21 protein-coding genes and 1 tRNA gene are annotated in these 23,379 nt (G+C 70.5%); 12 read left to right on the forward strand and 10 right to left on the reverse strand.

All coding sequences use genetic code 11. The features are described from left to right. Positions 1-55 precede the first annotated feature (55 nt). Positions 56-1,621: a purple acid phosphatase family protein gene (locus tag AB0B29_RS03445; RefSeq protein WP_362233336.1), complete on the reverse strand. Its 1,566-nt coding sequence runs from the start codon at positions 1,619-1,621 to the stop codon at positions 56-58. 186 nt (positions 1,622-1,807) lie between these two features. Here AB0B29_RS03445 and AB0B29_RS03450 point away from each other — a divergent pair, with 186 nt between their 5' ends. After that, a complete protein-coding gene (locus tag AB0B29_RS03450; protein ID WP_352098058.1) occupies positions 1,808-2,065 on the forward strand; it encodes a hypothetical protein in 258 nt (85 codons plus the stop codon). A gap of 12 nt (positions 2,066-2,077) precedes the next feature. Continuing rightward, entirely contained in the window at positions 2,078-3,895 is a 1,818-nt protein-coding gene (glmS, locus tag AB0B29_RS03455; protein ID WP_362233340.1) for a glutamine--fructose-6-phosphate transaminase (isomerizing), read from the forward strand. 176 nt (positions 3,896-4,071) lie between these two features. Here glmS and AB0B29_RS03460 read toward each other — a convergent pair whose 3' ends face one another. Both AB0B29_RS03460 and AB0B29_RS03465 read right to left on the reverse strand, forming a co-directional pair. After that, positions 4,072-4,632, reverse strand: coding sequence for a GPR1/FUN34/YaaH family transporter (locus AB0B29_RS03460; protein WP_362233342.1), 561 nt, complete (start codon positions 4,630-4,632; stop codon positions 4,072-4,074). Between the two features lie 115 nt (positions 4,633-4,747). Then, positions 4,748-5,275 carry a universal stress protein gene (locus AB0B29_RS03465; protein WP_104779789.1) on the reverse strand — a complete coding sequence of 176 codons (528 nt, stop codon included), beginning with the start codon at positions 5,273-5,275 and terminating at the stop codon, positions 4,748-4,750. A 314-nt stretch (positions 5,276-5,589) separates the two neighbouring features. On the opposite strand from AB0B29_RS03465, the gene AB0B29_RS03470 reads away from it, so the two are divergent. The 6 genes from AB0B29_RS03470 (at position 5,590) to AB0B29_RS03495 (ending at position 10,298) form a co-directional block, all read left to right on the forward strand. Then, on the forward strand, positions 5,590-5,922 hold the full coding sequence (locus AB0B29_RS03470) for a hypothetical protein (protein WP_189588726.1): 333 nt from the start codon (positions 5,590-5,592) through the stop codon (positions 5,920-5,922). A gap of 377 nt (positions 5,923-6,299) precedes the next feature. Then, on the forward strand, positions 6,300-7,544 hold the full coding sequence (locus AB0B29_RS03475) for a helix-turn-helix domain-containing protein (protein WP_362233346.1): 1,245 nt from the start codon (positions 6,300-6,302) through the stop codon (positions 7,542-7,544). A gap of 103 nt (positions 7,545-7,647) precedes the next feature. After that, positions 7,648-8,250 carry an oligoribonuclease gene (gene orn / locus AB0B29_RS03480; protein ID WP_362233349.1) on the forward strand — a complete coding sequence of 201 codons (603 nt, stop codon included), beginning with the start codon at positions 7,648-7,650 and terminating at the stop codon, positions 8,248-8,250. Between the two features lie 138 nt (positions 8,251-8,388). Then, a tRNA-His gene (locus AB0B29_RS03485) sits at positions 8,389-8,461 on the forward strand. A gap of 97 nt (positions 8,462-8,558) precedes the next feature. Next, positions 8,559-9,749, forward strand: coding sequence for an MFS transporter (locus AB0B29_RS03490; RefSeq protein WP_362233352.1), 1,191 nt, complete (start codon positions 8,559-8,561; stop codon positions 9,747-9,749). Positions 9,750-9,770: 21 nt separating this feature from the next. Beyond that, positions 9,771-10,298 (forward strand): NUDIX hydrolase, encoded by a 528-nt coding sequence (locus AB0B29_RS03495; protein WP_362233354.1) that lies wholly within the window; start codon positions 9,771-9,773, stop codon positions 10,296-10,298. A 126-nt stretch (positions 10,299-10,424) separates the two neighbouring features. On the opposite strand, the gene AB0B29_RS03500 is transcribed toward AB0B29_RS03495, so the two are convergent. Beyond that, positions 10,425-11,480 carry a LacI family DNA-binding transcriptional regulator gene (locus AB0B29_RS03500; RefSeq protein ID WP_362233356.1) on the reverse strand — a complete coding sequence of 352 codons (1,056 nt, stop codon included), beginning with the start codon at positions 11,478-11,480 and terminating at the stop codon, positions 10,425-10,427. Between the two features lie 402 nt (positions 11,481-11,882). On the opposite strand from AB0B29_RS03500, the gene AB0B29_RS03505 reads away from it, so the two are divergent. From AB0B29_RS03505 to AB0B29_RS03520, 4 genes are all read left to right on the forward strand, one after another. Further along, positions 11,883-13,202, forward strand: a complete 1,320-nt coding sequence (locus tag AB0B29_RS03505) for an ABC transporter substrate-binding protein (protein WP_362233359.1) — start codon at positions 11,883-11,885, stop codon at positions 13,200-13,202. 5 nt (positions 13,203-13,207) lie between these two features. Beyond that, positions 13,208-14,224, forward strand: a complete 1,017-nt coding sequence (locus AB0B29_RS03510; protein ID WP_362233362.1) for a carbohydrate ABC transporter permease — start codon at positions 13,208-13,210, stop codon at positions 14,222-14,224. Between the two features lie 12 nt (positions 14,225-14,236). Beyond that, positions 14,237-15,142 (forward strand): carbohydrate ABC transporter permease, encoded by a 906-nt coding sequence (locus AB0B29_RS03515; protein ID WP_362233365.1) that lies wholly within the window; start codon positions 14,237-14,239, stop codon positions 15,140-15,142. Between the two features lie 101 nt (positions 15,143-15,243). Beyond that, a complete protein-coding gene (locus AB0B29_RS03520) occupies positions 15,244-16,680 on the forward strand; it encodes a GH1 family beta-glucosidase (protein WP_362233368.1) in 1,437 nt (478 codons plus the stop codon). A gap of 72 nt (positions 16,681-16,752) precedes the next feature. Here the strand turns inward: AB0B29_RS03520 and AB0B29_RS03525 are convergent, their stop codons facing one another. From AB0B29_RS03525 to AB0B29_RS03550, 6 genes are read right to left on the reverse strand one after another with little or no spacing between them, the layout of a single operon-like run. Beyond that, entirely contained in the window at positions 16,753-17,781 is a 1,029-nt protein-coding gene (locus tag AB0B29_RS03525; protein ID WP_362233371.1) for an endonuclease/exonuclease/phosphatase family protein, read from the reverse strand. Next, a complete protein-coding gene (locus AB0B29_RS03530) occupies positions 17,778-18,809 on the reverse strand; it encodes a glycosyltransferase family 2 protein (protein WP_362233374.1) in 1,032 nt (343 codons plus the stop codon). Before AB0B29_RS03530 ends, AB0B29_RS03525 begins: the two co-directional genes overlap by 4 nt. Next, positions 18,802-19,914 carry an NAD-dependent epimerase/dehydratase family protein gene (locus AB0B29_RS03535; RefSeq protein ID WP_362233376.1) on the reverse strand — a complete coding sequence of 371 codons (1,113 nt, stop codon included), beginning with the start codon at positions 19,912-19,914 and terminating at the stop codon, positions 18,802-18,804. The genes AB0B29_RS03530 and AB0B29_RS03535 overlap by 8 nt, the downstream gene beginning before the upstream one ends. After that, positions 19,914-21,344 carry an aspartate aminotransferase family protein gene (locus AB0B29_RS03540; protein ID WP_362233379.1) on the reverse strand — a complete coding sequence of 477 codons (1,431 nt, stop codon included), beginning with the start codon at positions 21,342-21,344 and terminating at the stop codon, positions 19,914-19,916. The genes AB0B29_RS03535 and AB0B29_RS03540 overlap by 1 nt, the downstream gene beginning before the upstream one ends. Continuing rightward, positions 21,341-22,363: a lysylphosphatidylglycerol synthase domain-containing protein gene (locus AB0B29_RS03545; RefSeq protein WP_362233382.1), complete on the reverse strand. Its 1,023-nt coding sequence runs from the start codon at positions 22,361-22,363 to the stop codon at positions 21,341-21,343. The genes AB0B29_RS03540 and AB0B29_RS03545 overlap by 4 nt, the downstream gene beginning before the upstream one ends. Beyond that, entirely contained in the window at positions 22,360-23,379 is a 1,020-nt protein-coding gene (locus AB0B29_RS03550) for a glycosyltransferase family 2 protein (protein ID WP_362233385.1), read from the reverse strand. Before AB0B29_RS03550 ends, AB0B29_RS03545 begins: the two co-directional genes overlap by 4 nt.

Genomic DNA, 23,379 nt, shown 5'->3' on the forward strand with positions numbered 1-23,379 from the left:
TTGCTTCGGGAGGCGCCCCGTCAGGGGCGCGGGGAACCGCGCGACAAGCCCCCACTCACTTCGCCCGGCGCGCCACCGTGAAGTGGTCGACCTGGTCACCGCTCTCGGCGATGCCGCGCACCGTCAGTGTGGCCAGGCGACCCTTCGGCGCGGGGGCGACGTCCACGCGCAGGAACGAGTAGTCGAGGTAGCGCACCCGGGACCAGGCGACGGTCTCGTTCTGCTTGCCGCCCTTGACGTTGACGAACGAGGCGACGGAGTCCACGTCGTGCTCGTTGCCCTCGTACGACAGCGGGGCGCTGAACGCGTAGAGGCTGCGCCCGGCCGCACCGGCCGTCACGTAGACCACGCCCTCGGTCTCGGGGTAGGCCGTGCCGCCGATGGGGAGCTTCTTGGCGACCTTGTTGCCCTTGATCACGTCGGTGCGCTCGTACTGGTGGTTGTGGCCGTTGATGACCAGGTCCACGGTGTACTTCTCGAACAGCGGCACCCACTCCTGCCGGACCCCGCCCTCGGAGGCGTGGGAGGTGGAGGTGCAGTAGGCGCAGTGGTGGAAGAACACCACGATGAAGTCGACGTCGTGGGAGGCCCGGTACTTCTTGAGCTGCGCCTCCAGCCACTTGGTCTGGGTGCCGCCGGAGATGCCGAGGTTGGCCGGGATCTCGAAGGAGATGTCGTTGGCGTCGAGCGAGATGATCGCCGTGTTGCCGTGGACGAAGGAGTAGACGCCCGGCAGGTTCTTCTTGTCGGGGCCGTTGCCGGGCAGGGTCCAGCGGGCCTCCTCGCCGCCGTAGCCGTTGGGCGAGTACCAGGCCTCCATGTCGTGGTTGCCGTAGGCGGGCATCCACGGGACGGACTTGGCGACGGACTCGGTCTGGGCGAGGAACTGGTCCCAGATCCGGGAGTCGAAGCCGGTGTCGGAGGTCTGGCCGGAGCCGGAGGGGTCGGCGTAGGCGATGTCGCCGGCGTGCAGGTGGAAGGCCGGGTTCTGGCCGAGCAGCAGGCTGTTGTTGGCGAGGCCGTGGTAGCTGACGCCCTCGTCGCCGAAGGCCGTGAAGGTGAACGGCGCCTTGTGCGCGGGGGCGGTGGTGAAGGTGCCGAGGGTGCCCAACAGGTGCGGTGCGGCCGGGTCGAAGCCCTGGTGGCCGACGCCGTAGTAGTACGTCCGGCCCGGCTTCAGGTGGCTCAGCTTGGCGTGGACGTAGTACTGGGTGTGGTTGCCGCTCGCGCCGACTCCGGCGGGCGTGAAGAGGGTGCGGACCTCGGCGTCGATCTTGCGGGAGAGGTCCGTGGGGTGGGCGCCGATCCGGATGAAGGGCTTCTTGACGGCGACGGGGACCTGCCAGGAGACGGTCATCTCCGTGCGCGGGTCGGTGCCGTACGCGAGGTGGCGGCCGAAGGGGGCGACGAGGGCGCCGTCGACGGACGCGGTCGCCGGGGCGGTGCGGGCCGTCGGCACGGCGGCCTGTGCGGTGGCGCCGGGCACGAACGCGCCACCCGCGACGGCGCCGAGCGTGACGGCCCCGCCTCTGATCATCGTGCGACGGGAAAACCTGGCGCGCAGGTACTCGTGCTGCTCGGCCATGCTCATGCGCTCGGCGAGCCGCTCCGGTACGCCCATACGAGGAGTGTCCATGGCGTCCAAAAATCGACGCCTCGGGCAACGGGATCCCGGACGTCCGGTGGACGGATCACGAACAGGCACTCATGACACGTTCAACGTTCCCCCAAAAGCTCCCCACCAGGGCTTGCCCGAAATCGGGCAGGATTCTTGCGAAAGCGTCGCCGGTGCCCCAAGATCTAGCGAGTGCACGACGAACTGGTTGATCACCTGACGCGGTCCACCGCCCTCGGCCGGGGCGAGGCGCTGCGCGTGATCCAGGACGTGCTCGCCTACTTCGACGAGACGACCGAGGAATACGTCCGTCGCCGCCACCGCGAGCTCCAGGCCCAGGGCCTGGTCAACGCGGAGATCTTCGAACGGATCGGGGCGGACCTCAAATACCGCGCGGTGGCCCCGCCGGAGCTCTCGCTCCGGCAGCTGCGGCGCATCGTCTACGGCTAGGAATACGTATCCATGTGCGGAATCGTCGGTTACATCGGCAAGCGTGACGTCGCGCCCCTCCTCCTGGAGGGCCTCCAGCGCCTGGAGTACCGCGGCTACGACTCCGCGGGCATCGTCGTCACCACCCCGTCGAGCGGCCGCCTGAAGATGGTCAAGGCCAAGGGGCGGGTCCGCGACCTGGAGGCGAAGGTCCCGGCCCGCTTCAAGGGCACGACCGGCATCGCCCACACCCGCTGGGCCACCCACGGCGCCCCCTCCGACGTCAACGCCCACCCGCACCTGGACGCCGAGGGCAAGGTCGCCGTCGTCCACAACGGCATCATCGACAACGCCTCCGACCTGCGCCGCAAGCTGGAGGCGGACGGCGTCGAGTTCCTCTCCGAGACCGACACCGAGGTCCTGGTCCACCTCATCGCCCGCTCGCAGGCGACCAAGCTGGAGGACAAGGTCCGCGAGACCCTCCGGGTCATCGAGGGCACGTACGGCATCGCCGTCATGCACGCCGACTTCCCCGACCGGATCGTCGTCGCCCGCAACGGCTCCCCGGTCGTCCTGGGCATCGGCGAGAAGGAGATGTTCGTCGCCTCCGACATCGCCGCGCTGGTCTCCCACACCCGCCAGATCGTCACCCTCGACGACGGCGAGATGGCCACCCTCAAGGCCGACGACTTCCGCACCTACACCACCGAGGGCACCCGCACCACCGCCGAGCCCACCACCGTGGAGTGGGAGGCCGCCTCCTACGACATGGGCGGCCACGACACGTACATGCACAAGGAGATCCACGAGCAGGCCGACGCCGTGGACCGCGTGCTGCGCGGCCGCATCGACGACCGCTTCTCCACCGTGCACCTGGGCGGCCTGAACCTGGACGCCCGCGAGGCCCGCCGCATCCGCCGTGTGAAGATCCTCGGCTGCGGCACCTCGTACCACGCGGGCATGATCGGCGCCCAGATGATCGAGCAGCTGGCCCGCATCCCCGCCGACGCCGAGCCGGCCTCGGAGTTCCGCTACCGCAACGCGGTCGTCGACCCCGACACCCTCTACGTCGCCGTCTCCCAGTCCGGTGAGACCTACGACGTGCTGGCCGCCGTGCAGGAGCTCAAGCGCAAGGGCGCGCGCGTCCTGGGCGTGGTGAACGTGGTCGGCTCGGCCATCGCCCGTGAGGCGGACGGCGGCATCTACGTGCACGCCGGCCCCGAGGTCTGCGTCGTCTCCACCAAGTGCTTCACCAACACCACGGTCGCCTTCGCCCTCCTCGCCCTCCACCTCGGCCGCACCCGCGACCTGTCGGTCCGGGACGGCAAGCGGATCATCGAGGGCCTGCGCAAGCTGCCCGCGCAGATCGCCGAGATCATGAAGGGCGAGGAGGACGTCAAGAAGCTGGCCCAGCAGTACGCCGACGCCCGCTCGATGCTCTTCATCGGCCGCGTCCGGGGCTACCCCGTGGCCCGCGAGGCCTCCCTGAAGCTCAAGGAGATCTCCTACATCCACGCCGAGGCCTACCCCGCCTCGGAGCTCAAGCACGGCCCGCTGGCCCTGATCGAGCCGGCCCTGCCGACGGTCGCGATCGTCCCCGACGACGATCTCCTGGAGAAGAACCGCGCCGCCATGGAGGAGATCAAGGCCCGCAGCGGCAAGATCCTCGCCGTGGCCCACCAGCCCCAGGAGAAGGCCGACGAGACGATCGTCGTCCCCAAGAACGAGGACGAGCTGGACCCGATCCTGATGGGCATCCCGCTCCAACTCCTGGCGTACCACGTGGCCCTGGTCCTGGGCCGCGACATCGACAAGCCGAGGAACCTGGCGAAGTCGGTAACGGTGGAATAGGAAAGTCTGACCACCGAAGCGAAGATTGAGGACCCCCGCGGCGAGCAACCACGTCCGCGAGAGCGGCGCCGGTTCAGGCGCAAAAGAGGGACGGACCCCCACGTGCTGCCACCTGCACGGGGGGGTCCGTTTTCATCGCCGGGAAGCCGCCCAACTCCCCGGCATCGGCTGCCGATTCAGCCGGTGGCCGTCACGCCCCGGCCGGCAGCCCGCCGCGAAAGCGCCGCAGGCCAGTGCGCCAGCGCCGCGGTCGCCGCATACCAGGCAACCGCTCCCGCGGCCACGGCGAACCAGCCGCCCACCTTGGTGAGCCCGTCGCCGCCGGCGAACTCGGCCACCGCCATGAGCAACAGGGCGACGAAGAACAGCCCGTACGTCACCTGACCGAGCTGATCTCCGCCCGCGAGCGTCAGAGACAGCGTCACCAGGGCGAACAACAGCAGGAACAGACCTGCCCCGTTGCCGGAGGCGCCGTCGGACACGGCCCACGTGAACCACAGCGCCCCGAGCACCGAGAACGCCGTACCACCGGCGGCGTCACCCTCCCGCAGGGCCACCAGCCCCGCGACGAAGAGCGCGATGCCGCCCACGTACTGGGCGATTGACGCGGCGTCAGCGGCTGACACACCGTCGATCAGAGCGGTGTGCCCCAGCCCGAAGGCCAACAGGGTGATTCCGAGGGCGAGTCGACCGGCCACGGTCGTGATTCCGCTTCCCGCGGAGACGTCTTTGTCCACGGCGGGCTCCCTTCGTGCAGGTGCAGTTGTGCGGTGTTCCGTATATGCCCTTCACAAAGGCACAAACACCTCTGCGCGCGAGGAGATTCGCGCGTGGCACCAAGGGAGTCGGAGCTCAGGGAATGACGATCACGGGCCGCTGCGCCCGCTTGGCGAGGCGCCCGGCGACGGAGCCGAAGATGCGCCCCACGAGACCATGGGTGGAGCCGACGACGATCGCGTCGGCCTCGTACTCCCGGCCGACCTCTTCGAGTTCGTGGCAGATGTCACCGCCGCGCTCGACCAGGATCCAGGGCACCTCGGCGAGATAGTCCGCACAGGCCAGCTCGAGTCCGAGCACCTCGGTGCGGTGGTCCGGCACGTCCACGAACACCGGCGGCTCGCAACCGGCCCACACCGTGGTCGGCAGCCGGTTGGCGACGTGGACGATGATCAGACCCGACCCGGAACGATGCGCCATGCCGATGGCGTAGGCCAGGGCGCGCTCGCTGGACGTGGAGCCGTCGAAGCCGACGACGACCCCGTGCTTGAAGGCGGGATCGCAGGAATGGCGTGGCTCTTTCGCCGCCAGGGGCTCGGCCGCCGTGGGATCGGCGACGGGCCGCTTGCGGTCCGCGGGTTCGAAGAATTCGTGACCGGCCATGGCTGTCTCGGCGTTGTGATCCTTGTATGGGAGGGACAACAGTGTGCGGCGGAGCTGTGTCCGGGAATGGTCTTCCCAACCCCATACCCTCAAGGGTACGGCGCCACGCCTCCTTAGCCCAGATCCCGCTCACGGTGCGTGCGGGTTCCAGGGAGCATGCACGAGGCACCGCCCGTAACGCAATGGTTGCTGCGCTGTACAGGCGGTTTGCACGGGATTCACTGACCCGTGGGGCACGTGGGGCGAAGCGGGCGGCCAGTGACCGACGCCCCGGACGCGCGTTGAACCCCGTGAGTCACGCCACAGGGAGCACCATGTCCGCACCACGCCCCGCCGCCGAGGCGGACCGCGCGACCCCGCCGCCGCGGGACACCGCGACGGATGTGGTTCGCTGGGCTGCCTTCAGCTGCCTGCTCGTCCCGGTGGTGCTCCTCGGCTACGGCGCCTCTCTCGCCGGTGCCGCCGGCACGGCCCTCGGGCTCGCGGCCGTCACGGGCGCCTGCCGCGTCCTGCTGCGCCAGTCCGAGCGCGGCGCGGCCCGGCTGGCGGCCGAGGACCGGGCACCCCACCGGGGCCGGCGGCACCGCACCGGAACGGGGTCGCACCGCGGCGGACGGCACACCGGCGGAGATACACCGGTCGGCTGACCGGTTTCCGCGCACGCACACGGCGCTTTTCAGCCAACTTCCGGTACCTGCCCATCCCCCCGTCCAACCACCCCCCAACCCCCGTTCGACCTGCACGGAAAGGGCCTCAGGGGGTCCGCGCACCCTACGTGGATTGGCCACTGCGACGAGGCGCACTTCCCTGCACGCCCCACGAGTGCAACGCTTCGTGATCGAATGCTTTACGCCAAGTTGCCAAGTCGACAATGTGCCGAGTGGTGAACCGGCCACTTCGGTACGACGGCACACAGTAGATTCGATCTTGACTGTCTACGGCGGGGGACTCGTGCAGGACCGAGGGGAAACGTGCAGGAGCGACACAACCGAGGAGCCGCGACCACCGAGGGGGGCTTAGCAGTATGAGCCACGACTCCACTGCCGCGCCGGAAGCCGCGGCCCGGAAGCTTTCCGGGCGACGCCGCAAGGAGATCGTCGCGGTGCTGCTGTTCAGCGGCGGCCCCATCTTCGAGAGTTCCATACCGTTGTCGGTGTTCGGGGTTGACCGCCAGGACGCCGGCGTACCGCGCTACCGACTACTGGTGTGCGGGGGCGAGGAAGGTCCGCTACGGACCACAGGAGGACTCGAACTCACCGCACCACATGGCCTGGAAGCGATCTCGCGCGCGGGCACGGTCGTCGTACCGGCCTGGCGTTCGATCACTTCTCCGCCACCGGAGGAGGCGCTGGACGCGCTGCGCCGCGCCCACGAGGAGGGCGCCCGCATCGTCGGGCTGTGCACCGGCGCCTTCGTGCTCGCGGCGGCCGGCCTGCTGGACGGCCGTCCCGCGACGACGCACTGGATGTACGCACCGACGTTGGCCAAGCGCTATCCGTCGGTGCACGTGGACCCGCGGGAGCTGTTCGTCGACGACGGCGACGTGCTGACGTCGGCGGGCACCGCGGCGGGCATCGACCTGTGCCTGCACATCGTGCGCACGGACCACGGGAACGAGGCGGCCGGGGCCCTGGCCAGGCGGCTCGTCGTGCCACCGCGCCGCAGTGGCGGGCAGGAGCGCTACCTCGACAGGTCTTTACCCGAGGAGATCGGCGCCGACCCGCTCGCCGAGGTCGTCGCCTGGGCGCTGGAGCACCTCCACGAACAGTTCGACGTGGAGACACTGGCGGCACGCGCGTACATGAGCAGGCGTACGTTCGACCGCCGCTTCCGCTCGCTGACCGGGAGCGCTCCGCTGCAGTGGCTGATCACGCAGCGGGTCCTCCAGGCGCAGCGTCTGCTGGAGACGTCGGACTACTCGGTGGACGAGGTGGCGGGGCGCTGCGGCTTCCGGTCGCCGGTCGCCCTGCGTGGGCACTTCCGCCGCCAGCTGGGTTCGTCCCCGGCCGCGTACCGGGCGGCGTACCGTGCCCGGCGTCCGCAGGGCGAGCGGCCCCAGGAGAGCGAGAGCGCACCGGGCGGCCACGGGTCCGGCATGCCGGGCCATCCGGGCCACGCCGGGCACCCGGGCCAGCCGGGCCAGGCACCGGCCGCACTGCACCCGGAGCACCCGGTGCCGCTGCAGTCGCGTCGTACGGCGGCGGCGAGCGCGGTCGGCCAGTCCCCGGCCCTGTCGGGGAGCCTGCCCGGGCAGCGCAGCGCGCAGTGAACAGGTAGCCGCAGGGCCCGCGAGGAGCATGCCTCCCGCGGGCCCTGCGGCTTTCCCGGTACGGGCGGCCCGGCCGGGGGCGGCGGGCCGTAAGGTTAGACACATGAACGATCGCATGGTGTGGATCGACTGCGAGATGACCGGCCTCTCGCTGTCGGACGACGCGCTCATCGAGGTGGCCGCCCTCGTGACCGACTCCGAGCTGAACGTGCTCGGGGAAGGCGTGGACATCGTCATCCGGCCGCCGGACCGGGCGCTGGAGACGATGCCGGACGTGGTGCGTCAGATGCACACCGCCTCCGGTCTGCTCGAGGAGCTCGCCGCCGGGACCACCCTCGAGGACGCCGAGGACCAGGTCCTGACGTACGTGAGGGAGTTCGTCAAGGAGCCCGGCAAGGCCCCGCTGTGCGGGAACTCCGTCGGCACGGACCGCGGTTTCCTGCTGCGTGACATGCCGACGCTGGAGAACTACCTCCACTACCGGATCGTCGACGTGTCGTCGGTCAAGGAGCTGGCGCGCCGCTGGTACCCGCGGGCCTACTTCAACAGTCCGCAGAAGAACGGCAACCACCGTGCGCTCGCCGACATCCGCGAGTCGATCGCGGAGCTGCGGTACTACCGCGAGGCCGTGTTCGTCCCGCAGCCCGGGCCCGACTCGGACACCGCGAAGACGATCGCGGCGAAGCACGTCCTGCCCGCTCAGTAGGCGGGGCGTGGCCCGTCGGGGGCGGCGCGTGGGCCCCGTCGGCGCGGCGCGGGAAAAGCCGTGCGCGAGCACCCCTTCGGACCCTGTACACTTTTTCTCGGCCGGTCAGGGAAGTCACTGACCTCCAAGCCGGTCATGGTGGGTGTAGCTCAGCTGGTAGAGCACCTGGTTGTGGTCCAGGATGCCGCGGGTTCAAGTCCCGTCACTCACCCTGAGTAATCAGCCGGTGGCTTCGTGAAGAAGCCACCGGCTGAAGCTTTTTGCGCGCCTGCCCGGAGTGGCGCGGCGGGCTGGTTACCGTCGGCGGCATGGACGGTCGACGCCCGGGATGGCTCGCGTGTGTGCTCAGCGGGGCGGTGTTCGCCGTCTGCATGGCCGGCACCACGCTGCCGACTCCCCTCTACCCCCTCTACCAGGACAAGTTCGGCTTCTCCGAGCTGACGGTCACGGTGGTGTACGCCCTGTACGCCTTCGCGGTGATCGGTGTGCTGCTCCTGGTCGGCAACGCCTCGGACGCCGTGGGCAGGCGCCCGGTGCTGCTGTGCGGCCTTGGTTTCGCGGCGTTGAGCGCCGTCTGTTTCCTCAGTGCCACCGGCCTCGGCTGGCTCTACGCCGGGCGGCTGCTGTCGGGGCTGTCCGCCGGGCTGTTCACCGGCGCGGCCACGGCGTACGTGATGGAGCTGGCGCCCGAGGGCGGTGCCGCCCGGGCCACGTTCGTGGCGACCGCCGCCAACATGGGCGGGCTGGGCTGCGGTCCCCTGCTCTCCGGGCTTCTCGCGCAGTACGCACCCTGGCCGCTGTATCTGCCGTTCGTCACCCACCTCGCACTGGTGGCCGCCTCGGCCGCCGTGCTGCTGTGGCTCGCGGAGACGGTAGCGGACCGGCAGCCGCTGAGCGCCGTACGCCCGCAGCGGCCCGCGCTGCCCCCGCAGGTGCGGGCGGTGTTCGGTCCCGCTGCCACCGCCTCCTTCGTCGGATTCGCCCTGTTCGGGGTGTTCACCTCGGTCAGCCCGGCCTTCCTCGTGGAGTCCCTGGACGTGGACGACCACGCCGTGAGCGGGCTGATCGTCGCGCTGGCCTTCTTCTCGTCGACGGCCGGGCAACTCGCGGTCGGCCGGGTCGGCGTACGGCGCTCCCTGCCGCTGGGGTGCGCCGGGCTCCTCGCCGGCCTTGCGCTGCTCGCCGGTGCGCTGCGGTGGGACCGGATGGCCCTGCTCATCGCGAGCGCGCTCATCGGCGGCATCGGCCAGGGCCTGGCGTTCCGCGGCGCTCTGTCCGACGTGGCCGGGGCCTCCCCCGCACACATGCGCGCCGCGGTGATCTCGACCCTGTTCGTGGTGGCCTACGCGGGCATCTCCCTCCCGGTGATCGGCGTCGGTCTGCTGACCGGTCCGATCGGTCTGGAGGGTGCGGGGCTGGTGTTCATCGCGTGCATGGCGGTGCTGGTCGTGACGGCGGCGGTGTACCTGGTGCGCCGGCCGGCCCCGGCGCGGGTATGAGGGCGTGCGATCGTGAGGCCCATGGGCGAGCTGGTGGAACGGGTCGACGAGCAGGACCGGGTCGTCGGGGTGGTCGACCGGGACGAGGCGGTCCGCAAGGGCTGGCTGCACCGGGTCGCGACGACGGTCTGCCGGGACGCGCGGGGGCGGGTCCTGGTGCACCGCAGGCCGGAACATGTGTCCCGCTTCCCGGGCCACCACGACTGGCTGATCGGCGGTGGCGTCGCGGTCGGCGAGTCGTACGAGGAGGCGGCGGTCCGGGAGCTGGCGGAGGAGCTGGGTGTCCGGGCGGGGGTGCGGTTCGTGTTCTCGTTCCTCTGCCGTGGGGCGATCAGCCCCTACTGGCTCGCGGTGCACGAGGCCGTCGTCCCCGAGCGCCTCACCCCCGACCCGTCCGAGATCGCCTGGCACGGCTGGTTCAGCGAAGCGGCATTCCGGGAGGTCAGCCGGGAGCGGCTGTTCGTGCCCGACGGCCTGGACGCCCTGCGACGCCACCCCGGCCTCACGTCACCGACCGCCACGCCGCCACCAACTCCTCCACACCGCTGAACCGTTCACCCGGATCATCCCGAACGGCCCGCCCGACCACCGCCAGTTGCTCCCCTGTGCCGTGCCAGGGGCCCAGGTGGAACGCGCCGAAAGCGAACAGTCGGAGCACGGCGGTCCCGAGTTCGCTCACGACGACGAGCGGGACACCAGTTCCGTGGCCAGGACCATCTGGCGGCGGTCCAGGCCCCGGGACGCCAGCGGGCGGCGGTCGGCGACCTCGGTGAGCAGGAGGTCTATCATCCGGCGGCCCATCTCCTCGATGGGCTGGCGGACGCTGGTCAGGGGCGGCTCCATGTGGCGGGCGATGGCGGAGTCGTCGTAGCCGACGAGCGCCACGTCCTCCGGGATGCGGCGGCCCGCCTCGCGCAGCGCCCGGCGGGCTCCGGACGCGGTGACGTCGGAGGCGGCGAAGACCGCGTCGATGTCGGGGTGGCGCTCCAGCAGGACCTCCATGGCCCGGTGGCCGCCCTCCTCCGTGAAGTCCCCCGCCTCGATCAGCCCCTCGTCCACCCCGAGGCCGGCGTCGCTCATGGCCTCGCGGTAGCCGTCGACTCGGCGCTGGGCACCGTAGACGTCGAGGCGGCCGGTGATGTGGGCCACCCGGCTGCGGCCCCGGGACAGCAGGTGCTCGACGGCCTGGCGGGCACCGCCGTAGTTGTCCGAGTCGACCGAGGGCAGCGTCTCCGCCGCCGAGCGCGGACCGCTGATCACCGCCGGGATCTCCAGCTGGGCCAGCAGGTCGGGCAGGGGGTCGTCGGCGTGCACCGAGACCAGCAGGACGCCGTCCACACGGTGGGCCGCCAGGTACTGGGCGAGGCGGGCGCGTTCGCGGTCACTGCCCGCGAAGATCAGCAGCAGCTGCATCTCCGTGTCGGACAGCGCCGCCCCGACGCCCTTCAGCATGTCCGAGAAGTACGGCTCCGCGAAGAACCGGGCTTCCGGCTCGGGCACGACCAGGGCGATCGAGTCCGTGCGATTGGCGGCCAGGGCCCGGGCGGCCGGGTTCGGTACGTAGCCGAGCTCGGCGACCGCCGCCTCGACGGCGGCGCGGGTCACGTCGCTGACCCGGGGCGAGCCGTTGATCACTCGGGATACCGTGCCGCGGCCGACGCCGGCACGCGCCGCCACCTCCTCGAGGGTGGGCCGGCCCCCGCTCCGGCCCCGCGCTGCGTGGCTTGCCATGGGCTCCGCCTTCCGTCGTATGTCCCGCTGGCTGGAATCTAACAGCCGTGTCAGAGGTGGTGGCCGCTGCCGGAGCGCCGCCGGCCGGGCGCCTCCGCTTCAGCCCCTACGGCACTGCGGGCGAGCACCCACCGGCCGAATCGAGTCATCGCCGGCAGCGGTCCTGCGGCGCCTCAAGTCCAGTTAACAGCCCGATAACTGAACACATCTCTCCGCGTCTCGTCCCTTGACACCCCCGCCCCGACCGGCGAACCTTCAACACATCACCGGTGGGAGCGCTCCCACAGTACCTGACTCATACACAACCCGCACGTTCCCCGCCCGAGCCGAAGCGAGCGAAAACGGGCCCAAGCAGTGCAGTTGGCCGGGGGGTCGGCACGTCAGGGCAACAGGAGGACCTCAATGCGAGCACCTACCCGCGCCGCCCGCAAGGCGGCAGTGCTGGCGGCCGTGACGTCGCTCGGCATCGGGCTGCTGGCCGGCTGTGCCGACGATGGCGGCAAGGACTCGGACTCACCGGGTGGCAGTGACGGCAAGACCGTCGTCAGCCTTGGCCTCTTCGGCACTTTCGGCTACAAGGAGGCCGGTCTCTACGCCGAGTACGAGAAGCTCCACCCGAACATCAAGATCCAGGAGAACGTCACCCAGCGGAACGAGAACTACTACCCGGCGCTGGTCAACCACCTCACCACCAACGCGGGCCTGATGGACATCCAGGCCGTCGAGGTCGGCAACATCGCCGAGGTGGTCAACACGCAGGCGGACAAGCTGGAGGACGTCTCGAAGGCGCCGGGGGTGAAGCCGGACACCTGGCTGGACTGGAAGTGGCAGCAGGCCACCGCGAAGGACGGCCGGACGATAGGTCTCGGCACCGACGTGGGGCCGGTGGCGATCTGCTACCGCAAGGACCTATTCGAGAAGGCCGGGCTGCCGACCGACCCCGAAGAGCTGGCCCAGCGGTGGGCGGGCGACTGGCAGAAGCTGATCGAGGTCGGCAAGGAGTACAAGAAGAAGGCCCCCGAGGGCACCACCTTCATGGACTCCCCCGGTGGTCTGATGGACGCCGTTCTCGGCAGTGAGAAGATCAGGTTCTACGACGAGTCCGGCAAGGTCATCTACAAGACGAACCCGGCCGTCAAGGACTCCTTCATGAAGACCGCGCAGGCCACCAAGGACGGCCTGGTCGGCGCCCAGACCCAGTTCCAGCCGGACTGGAACACCTCGGTCGCCAACAGCAAGTTCGCCGCGATCGCCTGCCCGCCCTGGATGCTCGGCACGCTCAAGGAACACTCGAAGCCGGAGGCCAAGGGCAAGTGGGGCGTCGCCGTCGCACCGAAGTCCGGCAACTGGGGCGGAGCCTTCCTCACCGTCCCCAAGAGCGGCAAGAACGTGCAGGAGGCCCTGAAGCTGGCCGCCTGGCTGACCGCCCCGGAGCAGCAGACGAAGCTGTTCAAGGTGCAGGGCAACTTCCCGAGCGCACCGTCCACGTACACCACGCCCGAGGTGCTGAACTCGAAGAACGAGATGACCGGTGACGCGCCGGTCGGCAAGGTCTTCGCCGAGGCCGCCAAGACGACGCCGGTCCAGGTGATCGGCCCCAAGGACCAGGTCATCCTGTCGGGTCTGAACGACAACGGCCTCATCCTGATGACGAAGGGCAAGTCGCCGGAGGAGGCCTGGAACACGGCGGTCAAGACCATCGACAACAACCTGGACCAGTGACCGGTATGGCCACCCGTCACGACACCGCCGCGCCCCCTTCCGAGGAGGGGGGCGCGGCCCCGGCCCGCCCCGGCTGGGGCGGGGCGTCCGCCTCCGTGGACGAGCGCCGCCGGGCCCGGCTGTCCCGCCGCTGGCAGCGGGACGTGCGCTGGAGCCCGTACGCCTTCGTCTCGCCGTTCTTCTTGCTGTTCATCGCGTTCGGCCTGTTCCCGCTGATCTACACGGGCTGGGCGTCGCTGCACCAGGTCGAACTGACGGCTCCCACCGACATGCACTGGGTGGGGCTGCACAACTACACCCGCATCTTCGACGACGACTTCTTCTGGAACGCCGCGAAGAACACGTTGCTCATCGGGATCATCTCCACCGTTCCGCAGCTGGCGATGGCCATGGGCATCGCCCACATCCTCAATTACAAGCTGCGTGGCTCCACCTTCTACCGGGTCATCATGCTCGCGCCGTACGCCACCTCGATCGCGGCCGCCTCGTTGGTCTTCGTGCTGCTCTTCGGCCGTGACTACGGCATGATCAACTGGGCGCTGGGCCAGGCCGGCATCGACCACGTCGACTGGCAGAACGACACGTGGGCCTCGAAGATCGCCGTCTCGACGATCATCATCTGGCGCTGGACCGGCTACAACGCCCTGATCTACCTGGCGGCGATGCAGGCCATCCCGAGTGACCTGTACGAGTCGGCGGCCCTGGACGGGGCCAACCGCTGGCAGCAGTTCCTCCATGTGACGCTGCCGTCGCTGCGGCCGACGATCCTGTTCACCTGCGTCGTGTCGACCATCGGCGCCAGCCAGGTCTTCGGTGAGCCCCTGCTGTTCGACGCCTCCAAGGGCGCCTCCGGCGGTGCGGAGCACCAGTTCCAGACGCTGGGTCTGTATCTGTACGAGCAGGGCTGGGTGAACCAGCACCTGGGCCGGGCCTCGGCGATCGCGTGGACGATGTTCCTGATCCTGATCGTCATCGGCATCGTCAACTACGTCCTCTCGCGCCGGCTGCGCGCCAGTAGTTAAGGAGTTGTGGCCGTGACGACGACTGTGACACCCCCCGACACGACGTCCGCCAAGGAGCAGAAGCGCTCCCGCCTGCCGAAGTCCGCGCGGGCCGGCGGGACGCTGCACGCCGGGCCGGTCGCCTACGTGATCCTGGCCCTGTTCACCGTCGGCTCGCTGTTCCCGCTGGTGTTCACGGCGATCGCCGCCTCCCGTGACAACAGCCGGCTGGCGCAGTCCCCACCGCCGTTCTGGTTCGGCTCGGGCCTCTTCGACAAACTGGAGATCGCCTGGACGGACGCCAACCTCGGTGAGGCCTTCTTCAACACCACGATCGTGGCGGGTACGTCCGCGGCGACCATCGTGTTCCTCTCGACGGTCGCCGGGTTCGCCTTCGCCAAGCTGCGGTTCAAGGGCCGCAACGCCATGATGCTGATCGTGATCGGCACGATGATGGTGCCGCCACAGCTCAGCGTGATCCCGCTCTACATGATGGTCGCCAAGCTGGACTGGACCGACCAGCTGCAGGCGGTGATCTTCCCTTCGCTGGTCAGCGCGTTCGGCGTGTTCTTCATGCGCCAGTATCTGATCCAGGCGCTGCCGGACGAGATCATCGAGGCCGCCCGCGTGGACGGCGCGAGCAGCTGGCGGGTGATGTGGCATGTGGTCTTCCCCGCCGCGCGGCCCGCGATGGCCGTGCTGGGCATGCTGACGTTCGTGCAGACCTGGAACGACTTCCTGTGGCCGTTCCTCGTCCTCACCCAGATGGGCAACCCGACCGTGCAGGTCGCGATAGCCGGCCTGGGCCGCGGCTACACCCCCGACCAGTCCCTGATCATGGCGGGCGCGCTGCTCGGCACGCTGCCGCTGCTGCTGGTCTTCGCGATCTTCGGCAAGCAGATCGTGGGCGGCATCATGCAGGGCGCCGTCAAGGGCTGACGCCCGGGTCCGTTCTCCCGAGAACCGGGTCACAGCCGCCCCGGCCTCCTTCCTCCTTCCTCCACCACGTCGGTCTCACGACCCCCGACAGGAGCGCTTCCATGCCTGACTCCGAAAAGCCGGCCTCCCCGGTGACCTTTCCTCCCACCTTCCTCTGGGGCGCGGCGACCTCCGCGTACCAGATCGAGGGCGCTGTGCGGGAGGACGGCCGTACCCCGTCCATCTGGGACACCTTCAGCCACACGCCCGGCAAGACGACCGACGGTGACCACGGTGACATCGCTGTCGACCACTACCACCGCTACCGCGACGACGTGGCGCTGATGGCCGAGCTGGGCCTGAGTGCCTACCGCTTCTCCATCTCCTGGTCGCGGGTCCAGCCGACGGGCCGGGGCCCGGCCGTGCAGAAGGGCCTGGACTTCTACCGGCGCCTGGTCGACGAGTTGCTGACCCACGGCATCAAGCCGGCGATCACCCTCTACCACTGGGACCTCCCGCAGCATCTGGAGGACGCGGGCGGCTGGCCGGCGCGCGACACGGCGTACCGCTTCGCCGAGTACGCGCGGATCGTCGGCGAGGCGCTCGGCGACCGGGTGGAGCAGTGGATCACGCTCAACGAGCCGTGGTGCGTGGCCTTCCTGGGCTACGCCTCCGGGGTCCACGCCCCGGGACGCACGGAACCGGAGTCGGCCCTGAAGGCGGCGCACCACCTGAACCTGGCGCACGGCCTCGGCGCCTCGGCGCTGCGGTCGGTGATGCCGGCCCGCAACACGGTCGCGGTGAGCCTCAACTCCTCCGCGGTGCGCACCGTTTCGCAGGATCCGGCGGACCTGGCGGCCGGCCGGAAGATCGACGACCTGGCCAACGGCGTCTTCCACGGCCCGATGCTGCACGGCGCCTACCCGGAGTCGCTGTTCGAGGCGACGGCGTCGGTCACGGACTGGTCGTACGTGCTGGACGGTGACCTGGCGCTGATCAACCAGCCGCTGGACGCGCTGGGCCTCAACTACTACACGCCGGCTCTGGTCTCGGCCGCCGCGAAGGAGGCGTCCGGCCCGCGTGCGGACGGGCACGGGGCGAGCTCGCACTCGCCGTGGCCGGGCGCGGACGACGTGATGTTCCACCAGACGCCCGGGGAGCGCACGCAGATGGGCTGGACGATCGATCCGACCGGCCTGCACGACCTGCTCATGCGCTACACGCGCGAGGCGCCGGGTCTGCCGTTGTACATCACCGAGAACGGCGCGGCCTACGACGACAAGCCCGACCCCGACGGCCGCGTCGTCGACGCGGAGCGGGTCGCCTACCTGCACGGTCACCTGGCGGAGTTGCGCCGTGCCATCGACGACGGCGCGGACGTCCGGGGCTACTTCCTGTGGTCGCTGATGGACAACTTCGAGTGGTCGTTCGGCTACGCCAAGCGGTTCGGCGCGGTGTACGTGGACTACGCCACGCTGGCCCGGACGCCGAAGTCGAGCGCCCACTGGTACGCGCGGATGGCACGCACCGGAACGCTGCCCCCCGTGGCGGAGGACTGACCTCCGCCCCTACGCGGCACGGGGCGCGGCACCCGCAGGGGGTGTCCCGCGCCCCGGGAGCCGAGGGGGTGGTCAGATCGGTTCGCGGACGTCCACGCGCAGCTCCTGGACCGCGTGGTCCGAGAGGTTCTCGGGATCGCGGAAGCGGTAGCGGTGGACGTGGGCGCCCTGGGTGGTGAAGGCCAGGTCGAGGCGCCACCAGCGGAGCCAACGCTTGCCCCGGTGCCAGCTGACGGGGTAGAGGGAGCGGGTGGCGCACAGGGCGTCCGTGGCCACGGCCGACAGGCGCGCGATGTCGCCGAGGGCGCGGCTGAGGTTGAAGTCGCCGGCGACGAGCGCGGGGTGTTCGTTGCCGCGGACGTCCGCGATCAGCTGGTCCAGTTGGCGGTTCCGGCTCAGTACCCGTTCCTTGATCTCCTGGTAGAGACCGAGCCTGAAGGGGTTCTCCAGGAACACGTGCACCGGCAGGTGCACGTTGTACGTGGACAGCACGGGGGAGCCGGGGGCGGAGTCGACGCGCAGGTCCACCCGGAACACCTCGGGGGCCCCGATGTCGGGTGTCGCGACGACGGGGAAGCGGGTCATCGTGACGAACTGCCCCCGGACCAGGACGTGGTGGCCGGGGAACTCACGGATCAGGCGTTGCCGGAAGTCCACCGGGACCGGCGGAGCGTGCACGCCGGCGTCGTAGATGTGCTCCTGGAGGAGGTAGACGTCGGCGTCGAGCCGTCGGAGGAAGGCATAGAAGGCCTCCGTGTCGACGTTCTCGTCCCAGTGCTGCGTGTTCCAGCAGACGAGGCGGACCCCTTCCGCGGAACGGCCGGCGCGCAGGATGTTCCGCGGTGCGCGCGGCGCCAGCCCGGAGTGCCGCAGGCCCAGGGCGAGCGCGAGCACCGCCGCGGCGGCGGTCCACCAGCGCGGACCGCCGCTCGTGGCCGCCGCGCCCGCCAGCAGCATCGCCGGGAGGAGGACCTGGACGGGCGGCGGCAGTACGTCCGTCGTCGCCCACCACCACCGCCGATTGGTCAGCAGCCGGTCCGCCACCTGGAAGAGCAGCCACCCCACGGCACCGGCCGTCAGGACGGCGTCGAGCGTCGTCATGCTGAAGCTGTCACCCCCGAGCCCAGGGCGGCGTCGTAGACCTCACGGAACCGGCGGGAGACCACACACCGCAGGCCGCCGGCCAGTACCCCGACCCCCACGGTGAGGTTCACCAGGACGTTGACCGCCATGAAGTACGGGAGGAAGCCCCACCCCTTGTGCCGCACGACGCAACGGTACAGCCCGCTGTCGCAGGCGAGCCCGGCGCCGAGCAGCAGCAGCGGGGCGACGGCCCAGGCCGCGCCCAGCAGCAGCGGCAGCAGAGTTGCGGCCACGGCCAGCAGGCAGACCGCGCTGGCCCAGGCGCGGGGCCCGGAGGCGTACCCGCCGGGGAGTCCGCGCCGGCGCAGGTACAGCGGCATGGCGAGGTAGATGCGCTGGTAGACCTTGCGGAGCACCAGTCTCAGCGTGTCGTCGTTGTCGTGCCGGCCCACCACGTCCGAGGTGCTGAGCGCCCCGTAGCGCATGGCGAGGCGCAGGCCGAAGTCCTGGTCCTCGGTGTGGCGCAGCAGGGGGTTGAATCCGCCGAGTTCGGCGAAGACGTCGGCGCGGATGGCGAAGGTGTTGGTGTGGACGGTGCTGATCCGCCCTTCGGAGCTGACCAGTGCGTAGTACTGCTGGAGGCAGCGGTACTCCTCGATGCGGCTGTCCCTGATGAGCGGGTCCGGGTCGTAGATCCCGCAGACGGCTCCCAGGCCCGGGTCGGCGCGCAGCAGGCGGACCGACTGCGACACGGCGTCCGGGGCGAGGGCCACGTCGGAGTCGACGAAGAGCAGGATCTCCCCCCGGGCGTGCGCGGCGCCCAGGTTGCGGGCCACCGAGACACCGCCGTTGGTGCCGGTGCTGATGGCCCTGATGCCGAGGCCGGCCGCGACGCTCACGGAGTCGTCGGTGCTGCAGTCGTCGATCAGGACGATCTCGAGGGCGGGGTAGTCCTGTCTCTGGATCGCCTCCAGGCACAGGCCGAGTGACTTGGCGTAGTTGTAGTTCGGCACGATGACCGACACCAGGGGCTGGCGGTCAGACATGGTTTCCCCTTCGGAGCGGCGGCCGGAAGAAGACCTTGGCGAGGGAGAGCGCCCCCTGCCGCCAGGGTTCGACGCTGGTGACACCACCGGCCGCGGGCCGGTGTGCGGTGTGCGCGGCGCGCTGCCGCTGTTCCCGCCACCAGGCGTAGGTGCGCAGGATGGAGTCCTCGTTGGAGTAGCGGGGGGTGAAGCCCAGTTGCTCCCGGGCGCGGTCGGTGCTGACGAAGGAGTCGTCGAGCAGCTTGTGCAGCAGCCGGCCGTAGACGGGGGAGAGCCGGGTGCGCTCCAGCAGGCCCAGGGCGGTGACGGCCGGCCTGGCCGGGACCGACACGACCCGCCGCCCGTGGCCGGCGGCGTCCAGCACGGCCTGGAAGTTCTCCCGGATCGTGCCGAAGGAGGTCGCGCCGAGGTTGAAGGTGCCGTCGGCCTTCTCGGGTGGGGCGTGCAGCGTGGTGATCACGGCGTCGACGAGGTCGTTGACGTCGAACATCTGGATGCGTACGTCGCCCCGGCCCAGCACCGGGAAGTTGCGTCCCTCCTCGGCCCACTCGAAGAGCATCGCGAACAGGCCCATGCGGCCCGGGCCGAGGAAGGTCTTGGGGCGCAGGATGGGCAGGCACGTCGCGCCGCCGCGGTAACGCTCGCAGACCTCCTCCGCCTCGGCCTTGGCGGCGCTGTAGGTGTCCACGGGCCGGCGTGGGTACTCCTCGGTGGTCGGCACGACCGTGGGCAGGCCGTAGACAGCGGTCGAGGAGATGTGCACGAACCGGGGGATCCGGTGGGCCGCGGCGGTATCGAGCATGTTCCGGGTGCCGTCGACGATGACCGAACGTATCTGGTCGGTCGGGTAGCTGGGCAGCGCGGCGGCGCAGTGCACCACCGCGTCGGCGTCGGCGAGCGCCCGTTTCATCGCCGCGCCGTCGCGGACGTCGGCGACGGTGACGTCGAGTCGCTCCGGCCGTTCACCGCCCGGGCGGGAGCCGGTGAAGTGGGCGGGGTCGGGTTCACGGAGGTCCACGCAGTGGACGTGGTGTCCCTCGTCGAGCAGTTTCCCGGTCAGGGTGGAGCCCAGCATTCCGGCTCCGCCCGTCACCACTACGTTCATCACCACAGCGACGACACCTTCTCCGAGACGAACTTGGTGAGCAGCCGCGGGAGTCCCTTGGCCAGGGTGTGGTCCAGCGCGTCCAGGAAGCGCTCGACCTCGGGTTGTTCCACGATCAGGGGCGGGGCGGCGACCAGCGGGTTGCGCCCGTTGAGCGTGTAGTACGCGTAGACGTCGTGGTCGCGGTAGAGCGCGTTCACCACCGACGAGGTGATCAGCTTGGTGAGGAAGCGGGGGTCCTTGGTCATCCCGCCGGGCACCAGCTTGGCCGCGAGTTCCAGCACCTTGGGCCCTTGCCGCAGGAAGACGCCGTGCAGGGCGCCCGCGCCGCGTACCTCCGCGACGGTCTCGGAGTGTTCCTTCGCGATGCGTTCCAGCCCCGGTGCGAGGATCCGCTCGATGGCGCGGGCGCGCGCGGGGTAGTCGTCCTCCACCACGATGTTGACCGCCTCGATGGCGGTGGCCGTCTCCTCGCCGAAGCCGTAGTACGTGGTGCTCGTGCTCTGCAGGAGGGCGTCCATCATGTTGTCGTAGGCCCGGCGGAAGACGGGCCGGCGGGCGACGTAGGCCGAGATGGACGACTTGCCGCCGCCGAAGGACTTGGAGGTCGTCACCACGTCCGGTACGAGGTCCGGGTAGCGCATGAAGTAGAAGAGACTGCCGGTCTTCCCCCAGCCGGTGTAGATCTCGTCGAAGATCAGGACGATGTCCTCCCGCGTGCACAGGTCGCGCAGGCCGCGCAGGAACTCCTCCGAGCACCACTGCATGGTGGAGGCACTGAAGGGTTCGACGAGGATCGCGTAGACGTCGCTCTCGCCCTTCGAGGTACGGGAGTTGGCGACTTCCGCTCGGATGGCGTCGAGATCGCCGTAGGGGTAGGCGACGACTCCGTCGATGCCGGGGAACCGGAACGTCTCCTGTGCCTGGCCGGTGAGGCTTCCCGAGCCGAGCAGCTTGCCGTGGAAGGCGATGTCGGCGCGCAGGACGCGGTTGCGGGAGCCGCCGTGGTACTTGTACGCGAGTTTCACTGCGCCCTCGACCGCCTCCGCGCCGGAGTTCGGGAAGAAGGCCATGTCGAGGTCGCCGGGCAGCAGCTGCGCCAGGTTGTGGCCCAGGGCGGCGACGTAGGGCGAGAAGTAGGTCTTGTGCACCTCCATCCGCTGCTCCTCCTGGAACCGACGACGGGCGGCCAGGATCCTCGGGTGGTTGTGTCCGTGGTTGAGGACGCCGACGCCGCCGGTGAAGTCGAGGATGCGGCGGCCGTCGCGCTGGTACAGGTAGGCGCCCTCGGCCCGGTCGACCAGTTCCCGGCCGAATCCGAAGGACGTCATCAGGGACACCTGGCTCTTGTTGACGTGCTGCCGGTACAGGTCGTGCACCTGCTTCGTCGTCAGGGCCTGGGTGTCGTCGAGGGTCAACAGCTTGGTCATGAGGTGCCCGTCCTAGGTGTGTCGTACGGTGCGGAAGTCGAGCGGGAGGGGGGAGGGGCCGCCTTGCCGGGTCCGCGGGGGGCACCGCGGCGGGCGAGCAGCAGCGCGCCGCCGGCGACCGTGACCTCGCTCGCGGTGCAGACGATGCGGCTGGCCACTGCGACCGCTCCGGCGGCCGGCCAGGGCAGCAGGCTCGAGAGCACCACCATGAGGATCGCCTCGCGGGCACCCCAGCCGTCCGGCAGGACGACGGCCAGGCTGCTGAGGGCGGTGGCCAGCGCGAACCCGCCGACGCACAGCGGCAGCGCCTTCAGCGCGTCGGCACCGAACAGGACCGCCAGCGACCACAGGTGAAGTCCGGACACCAGCCACGAGACGGCGGCCGCCGCCATGCCCCGGCGCAGTCCGGAGGCGGTCGACAGGTGGGTGGGAGGTGACCTGCGGGCCAGCCGGGCCGCTTTCCGCACCATCGCGGTGAGCAGTGCGGGGCGGGCGAGCAGAGCGCCCACGGCAGCGGCCGGCAGCAGCAGCCACGGCGCCCGGCCGCCGAGCAGGCCCGGGCCGCAGACCAGGCCCAGGGCGAGCCCGGTCAGCGTGCCGACCGCGAGGTTGAGCAGGAAGACCCCGGACATGGCCGAGGCCGAGTAGCCGGCTTCCCTGCCCAGGCGGAGCTGGGCGAGCAGGCCGAAGACGCGGCCGGGGACGTACTTGCCGAGGAACGACGTGAAGTAGATCCGGGCGGCGGTACGGCGGTCCACCACGGGCTGGAGCCCGTCCAGGAGGGCCCGCCACGCCACCAGGGAGACGGCCACTCCCACCGCGTTGGCGGCGAAGGCGGCGGCCAGGTAGGGGACCGCCCGGGGGCGCAGCGCGAGGTCCGTGAACGCGCCGGTCCGGCCGTGCAGCGACAGCCACAGTCCGGCCAGCACCGCCAGGGCGAACGCGCCGGACAGTGCTCCGCGCCGGCGGCTGCGCCCCTGCGCCCGGACGTCCGGCGCGGTCCCTGTGCCGGCCGTCACCGCGCCGAGGCCTCGGTGGGAGGCCCGATCCGGCCGGCGTCCGGGCGGCCGAAGCGACGGTCCGTCAGCATCCGCAGGCCGCCCCATGCGGCGCCCACGACGATCGACGCCTGGACCAGGAGGTGCACCCCGGTGAAGTAGGCGAGGAAGCCGGGGCCCCTCTCGCGCAGCACGAAGCGGGAGAGACCGGGGTCCGACGCGGCGGCGACCAGGAGGCACAGCGCCGGGACGAGGGGGGCCAGCGGTATCAGGGGCAGGGTCGCCATGGTCAGGGCGACCGCGAGCACACCGGTCATGCTGTGGGCCCGCACCGCGTTGTGCTGGGCCCGGTGTGCCGCCGCGAACGGGATCAGCAGCTGGGCCCGCCTGGCCTGTTCGCGCAGGAGGGCGCGCAGGCTGTCGGCGTCGTCGTGCCGGCCGGTGATGGTGTCCGTCAGGCGGATGCGGCAGCGGCCGCGCAGCCGGTTGCTGTACTCCAGGTCCTCCGAGTCGCGCAGCCGCTCGTTCAGTGGGCCGACGGTCTCGAAGACCTCGCGCCGGACGGCGCCCAGCGCGAAGAAGGCCGAGGCCACGACGCCGACGCTGCGGCGGTGGAAGTAGTGGGCGTGCAGCACCCGGTAGCGCTCGACGGGGCCGTCGTCGAAGAGCGGCTGGGTGGCCGGAACGCCGTGGACGAAGCCGCAGTCGGGATCGTCGGTGAGGACGCGGACGGCGTTCTCCAGCGCGTCGGGCGCGAGGGCCACGTCGGAGTCGACGAAGAAGAGGATGTCGCCCCGGCTCGCGGCGGCGCCGCGGTTGCGGACCGCCGAGACACCGCTGTTGCCCGGGTTCTCGATCAGTCGGCACGGATAGCCGCGGATGATCTCCCTGGAGCGGTCCGTGCTGGCGTCGTCGACCACGATGACCTCCAGCGGCTGGAGCGTCTGGGCGAAGACGGCGTCCAGGCACGCGGGCAGTGTCTTCTCGTAGTTGTAGTTGGGGATGATGACCGACACGGTCGGTGCGTCAGGTGTCAT

This window comes from Streptomyces tibetensis (assembly GCF_040647715.1).
Classification (GTDB): domain Bacteria; phylum Actinomycetota; class Actinomycetes; order Streptomycetales; family Streptomycetaceae; genus Streptomyces; species Streptomyces tibetensis_A.

What these genes read in the sequence shown, in the direction of transcription:
- AB0B29_RS03445 (WP_362233336.1), bottom strand. Translation starts at nt 1,621, where the DNA reads ATGGGCGTACCGGAGCGGCTCGCCGAGCGCATGAGCATGGCCGAGCAG.
- glmS (WP_362233340.1), top strand. Translation starts at nt 2,078, where the DNA reads ATGTGCGGAATCGTCGGTTACATCGGCAAGCGTGACGTCGCGCCCCTC.
- AB0B29_RS03465 (WP_104779789.1), bottom strand. Translation starts at nt 5,275, where the DNA reads ATGGCCGGTCACGAATTCTTCGAACCCGCGGACCGCAAGCGGCCCGTC.
- AB0B29_RS03470 (WP_189588726.1), top strand. Translation starts at nt 5,590, where the DNA reads ATGTCCGCACCACGCCCCGCCGCCGAGGCGGACCGCGCGACCCCGCCG.
- AB0B29_RS03475 (WP_362233346.1), top strand. Translation starts at nt 6,300, where the DNA reads ATGAGCCACGACTCCACTGCCGCGCCGGAAGCCGCGGCCCGGAAGCTT.
- orn (WP_362233349.1), top strand. Translation starts at nt 7,648, where the DNA reads ATGAACGATCGCATGGTGTGGATCGACTGCGAGATGACCGGCCTCTCG.
- AB0B29_RS03490 (WP_362233352.1), top strand. Translation starts at nt 8,559, where the DNA reads ATGGACGGTCGACGCCCGGGATGGCTCGCGTGTGTGCTCAGCGGGGCG.
- AB0B29_RS03495 (WP_362233354.1), top strand. Translation starts at nt 9,771, where the DNA reads ATGGGCGAGCTGGTGGAACGGGTCGACGAGCAGGACCGGGTCGTCGGG.
- AB0B29_RS03500 (WP_362233356.1), bottom strand. Translation starts at nt 11,480, where the DNA reads ATGGCAAGCCACGCAGCGCGGGGCCGGAGCGGGGGCCGGCCCACCCTC.
- AB0B29_RS03505 (WP_362233359.1), top strand. Translation starts at nt 11,883, where the DNA reads ATGCGAGCACCTACCCGCGCCGCCCGCAAGGCGGCAGTGCTGGCGGCC.
- AB0B29_RS03510 (WP_362233362.1), top strand. Translation starts at nt 13,208, where the DNA reads ATGGCCACCCGTCACGACACCGCCGCGCCCCCTTCCGAGGAGGGGGGC.
- AB0B29_RS03520 (WP_362233368.1), top strand. Translation starts at nt 15,244, where the DNA reads ATGCCTGACTCCGAAAAGCCGGCCTCCCCGGTGACCTTTCCTCCCACC.
- AB0B29_RS03525 (WP_362233371.1), bottom strand. Translation starts at nt 17,781, where the DNA reads ATGACGACGCTCGACGCCGTCCTGACGGCCGGTGCCGTGGGGTGGCTG.
- AB0B29_RS03530 (WP_362233374.1), bottom strand. Translation starts at nt 18,809, where the DNA reads ATGTCTGACCGCCAGCCCCTGGTGTCGGTCATCGTGCCGAACTACAAC.
- AB0B29_RS03535 (WP_362233376.1), bottom strand. Translation starts at nt 19,914, where the DNA reads ATGAACGTAGTGGTGACGGGCGGAGCCGGAATGCTGGGCTCCACCCTG.
- AB0B29_RS03540 (WP_362233379.1), bottom strand. Translation starts at nt 21,344, where the DNA reads ATGACCAAGCTGTTGACCCTCGACGACACCCAGGCCCTGACGACGAAG.
- AB0B29_RS03550 (WP_362233385.1), bottom strand. Translation starts at nt 23,379, where the DNA reads ATGACACCTGACGCACCGACCGTGTCGGTCATCATCCCCAACTACAAC.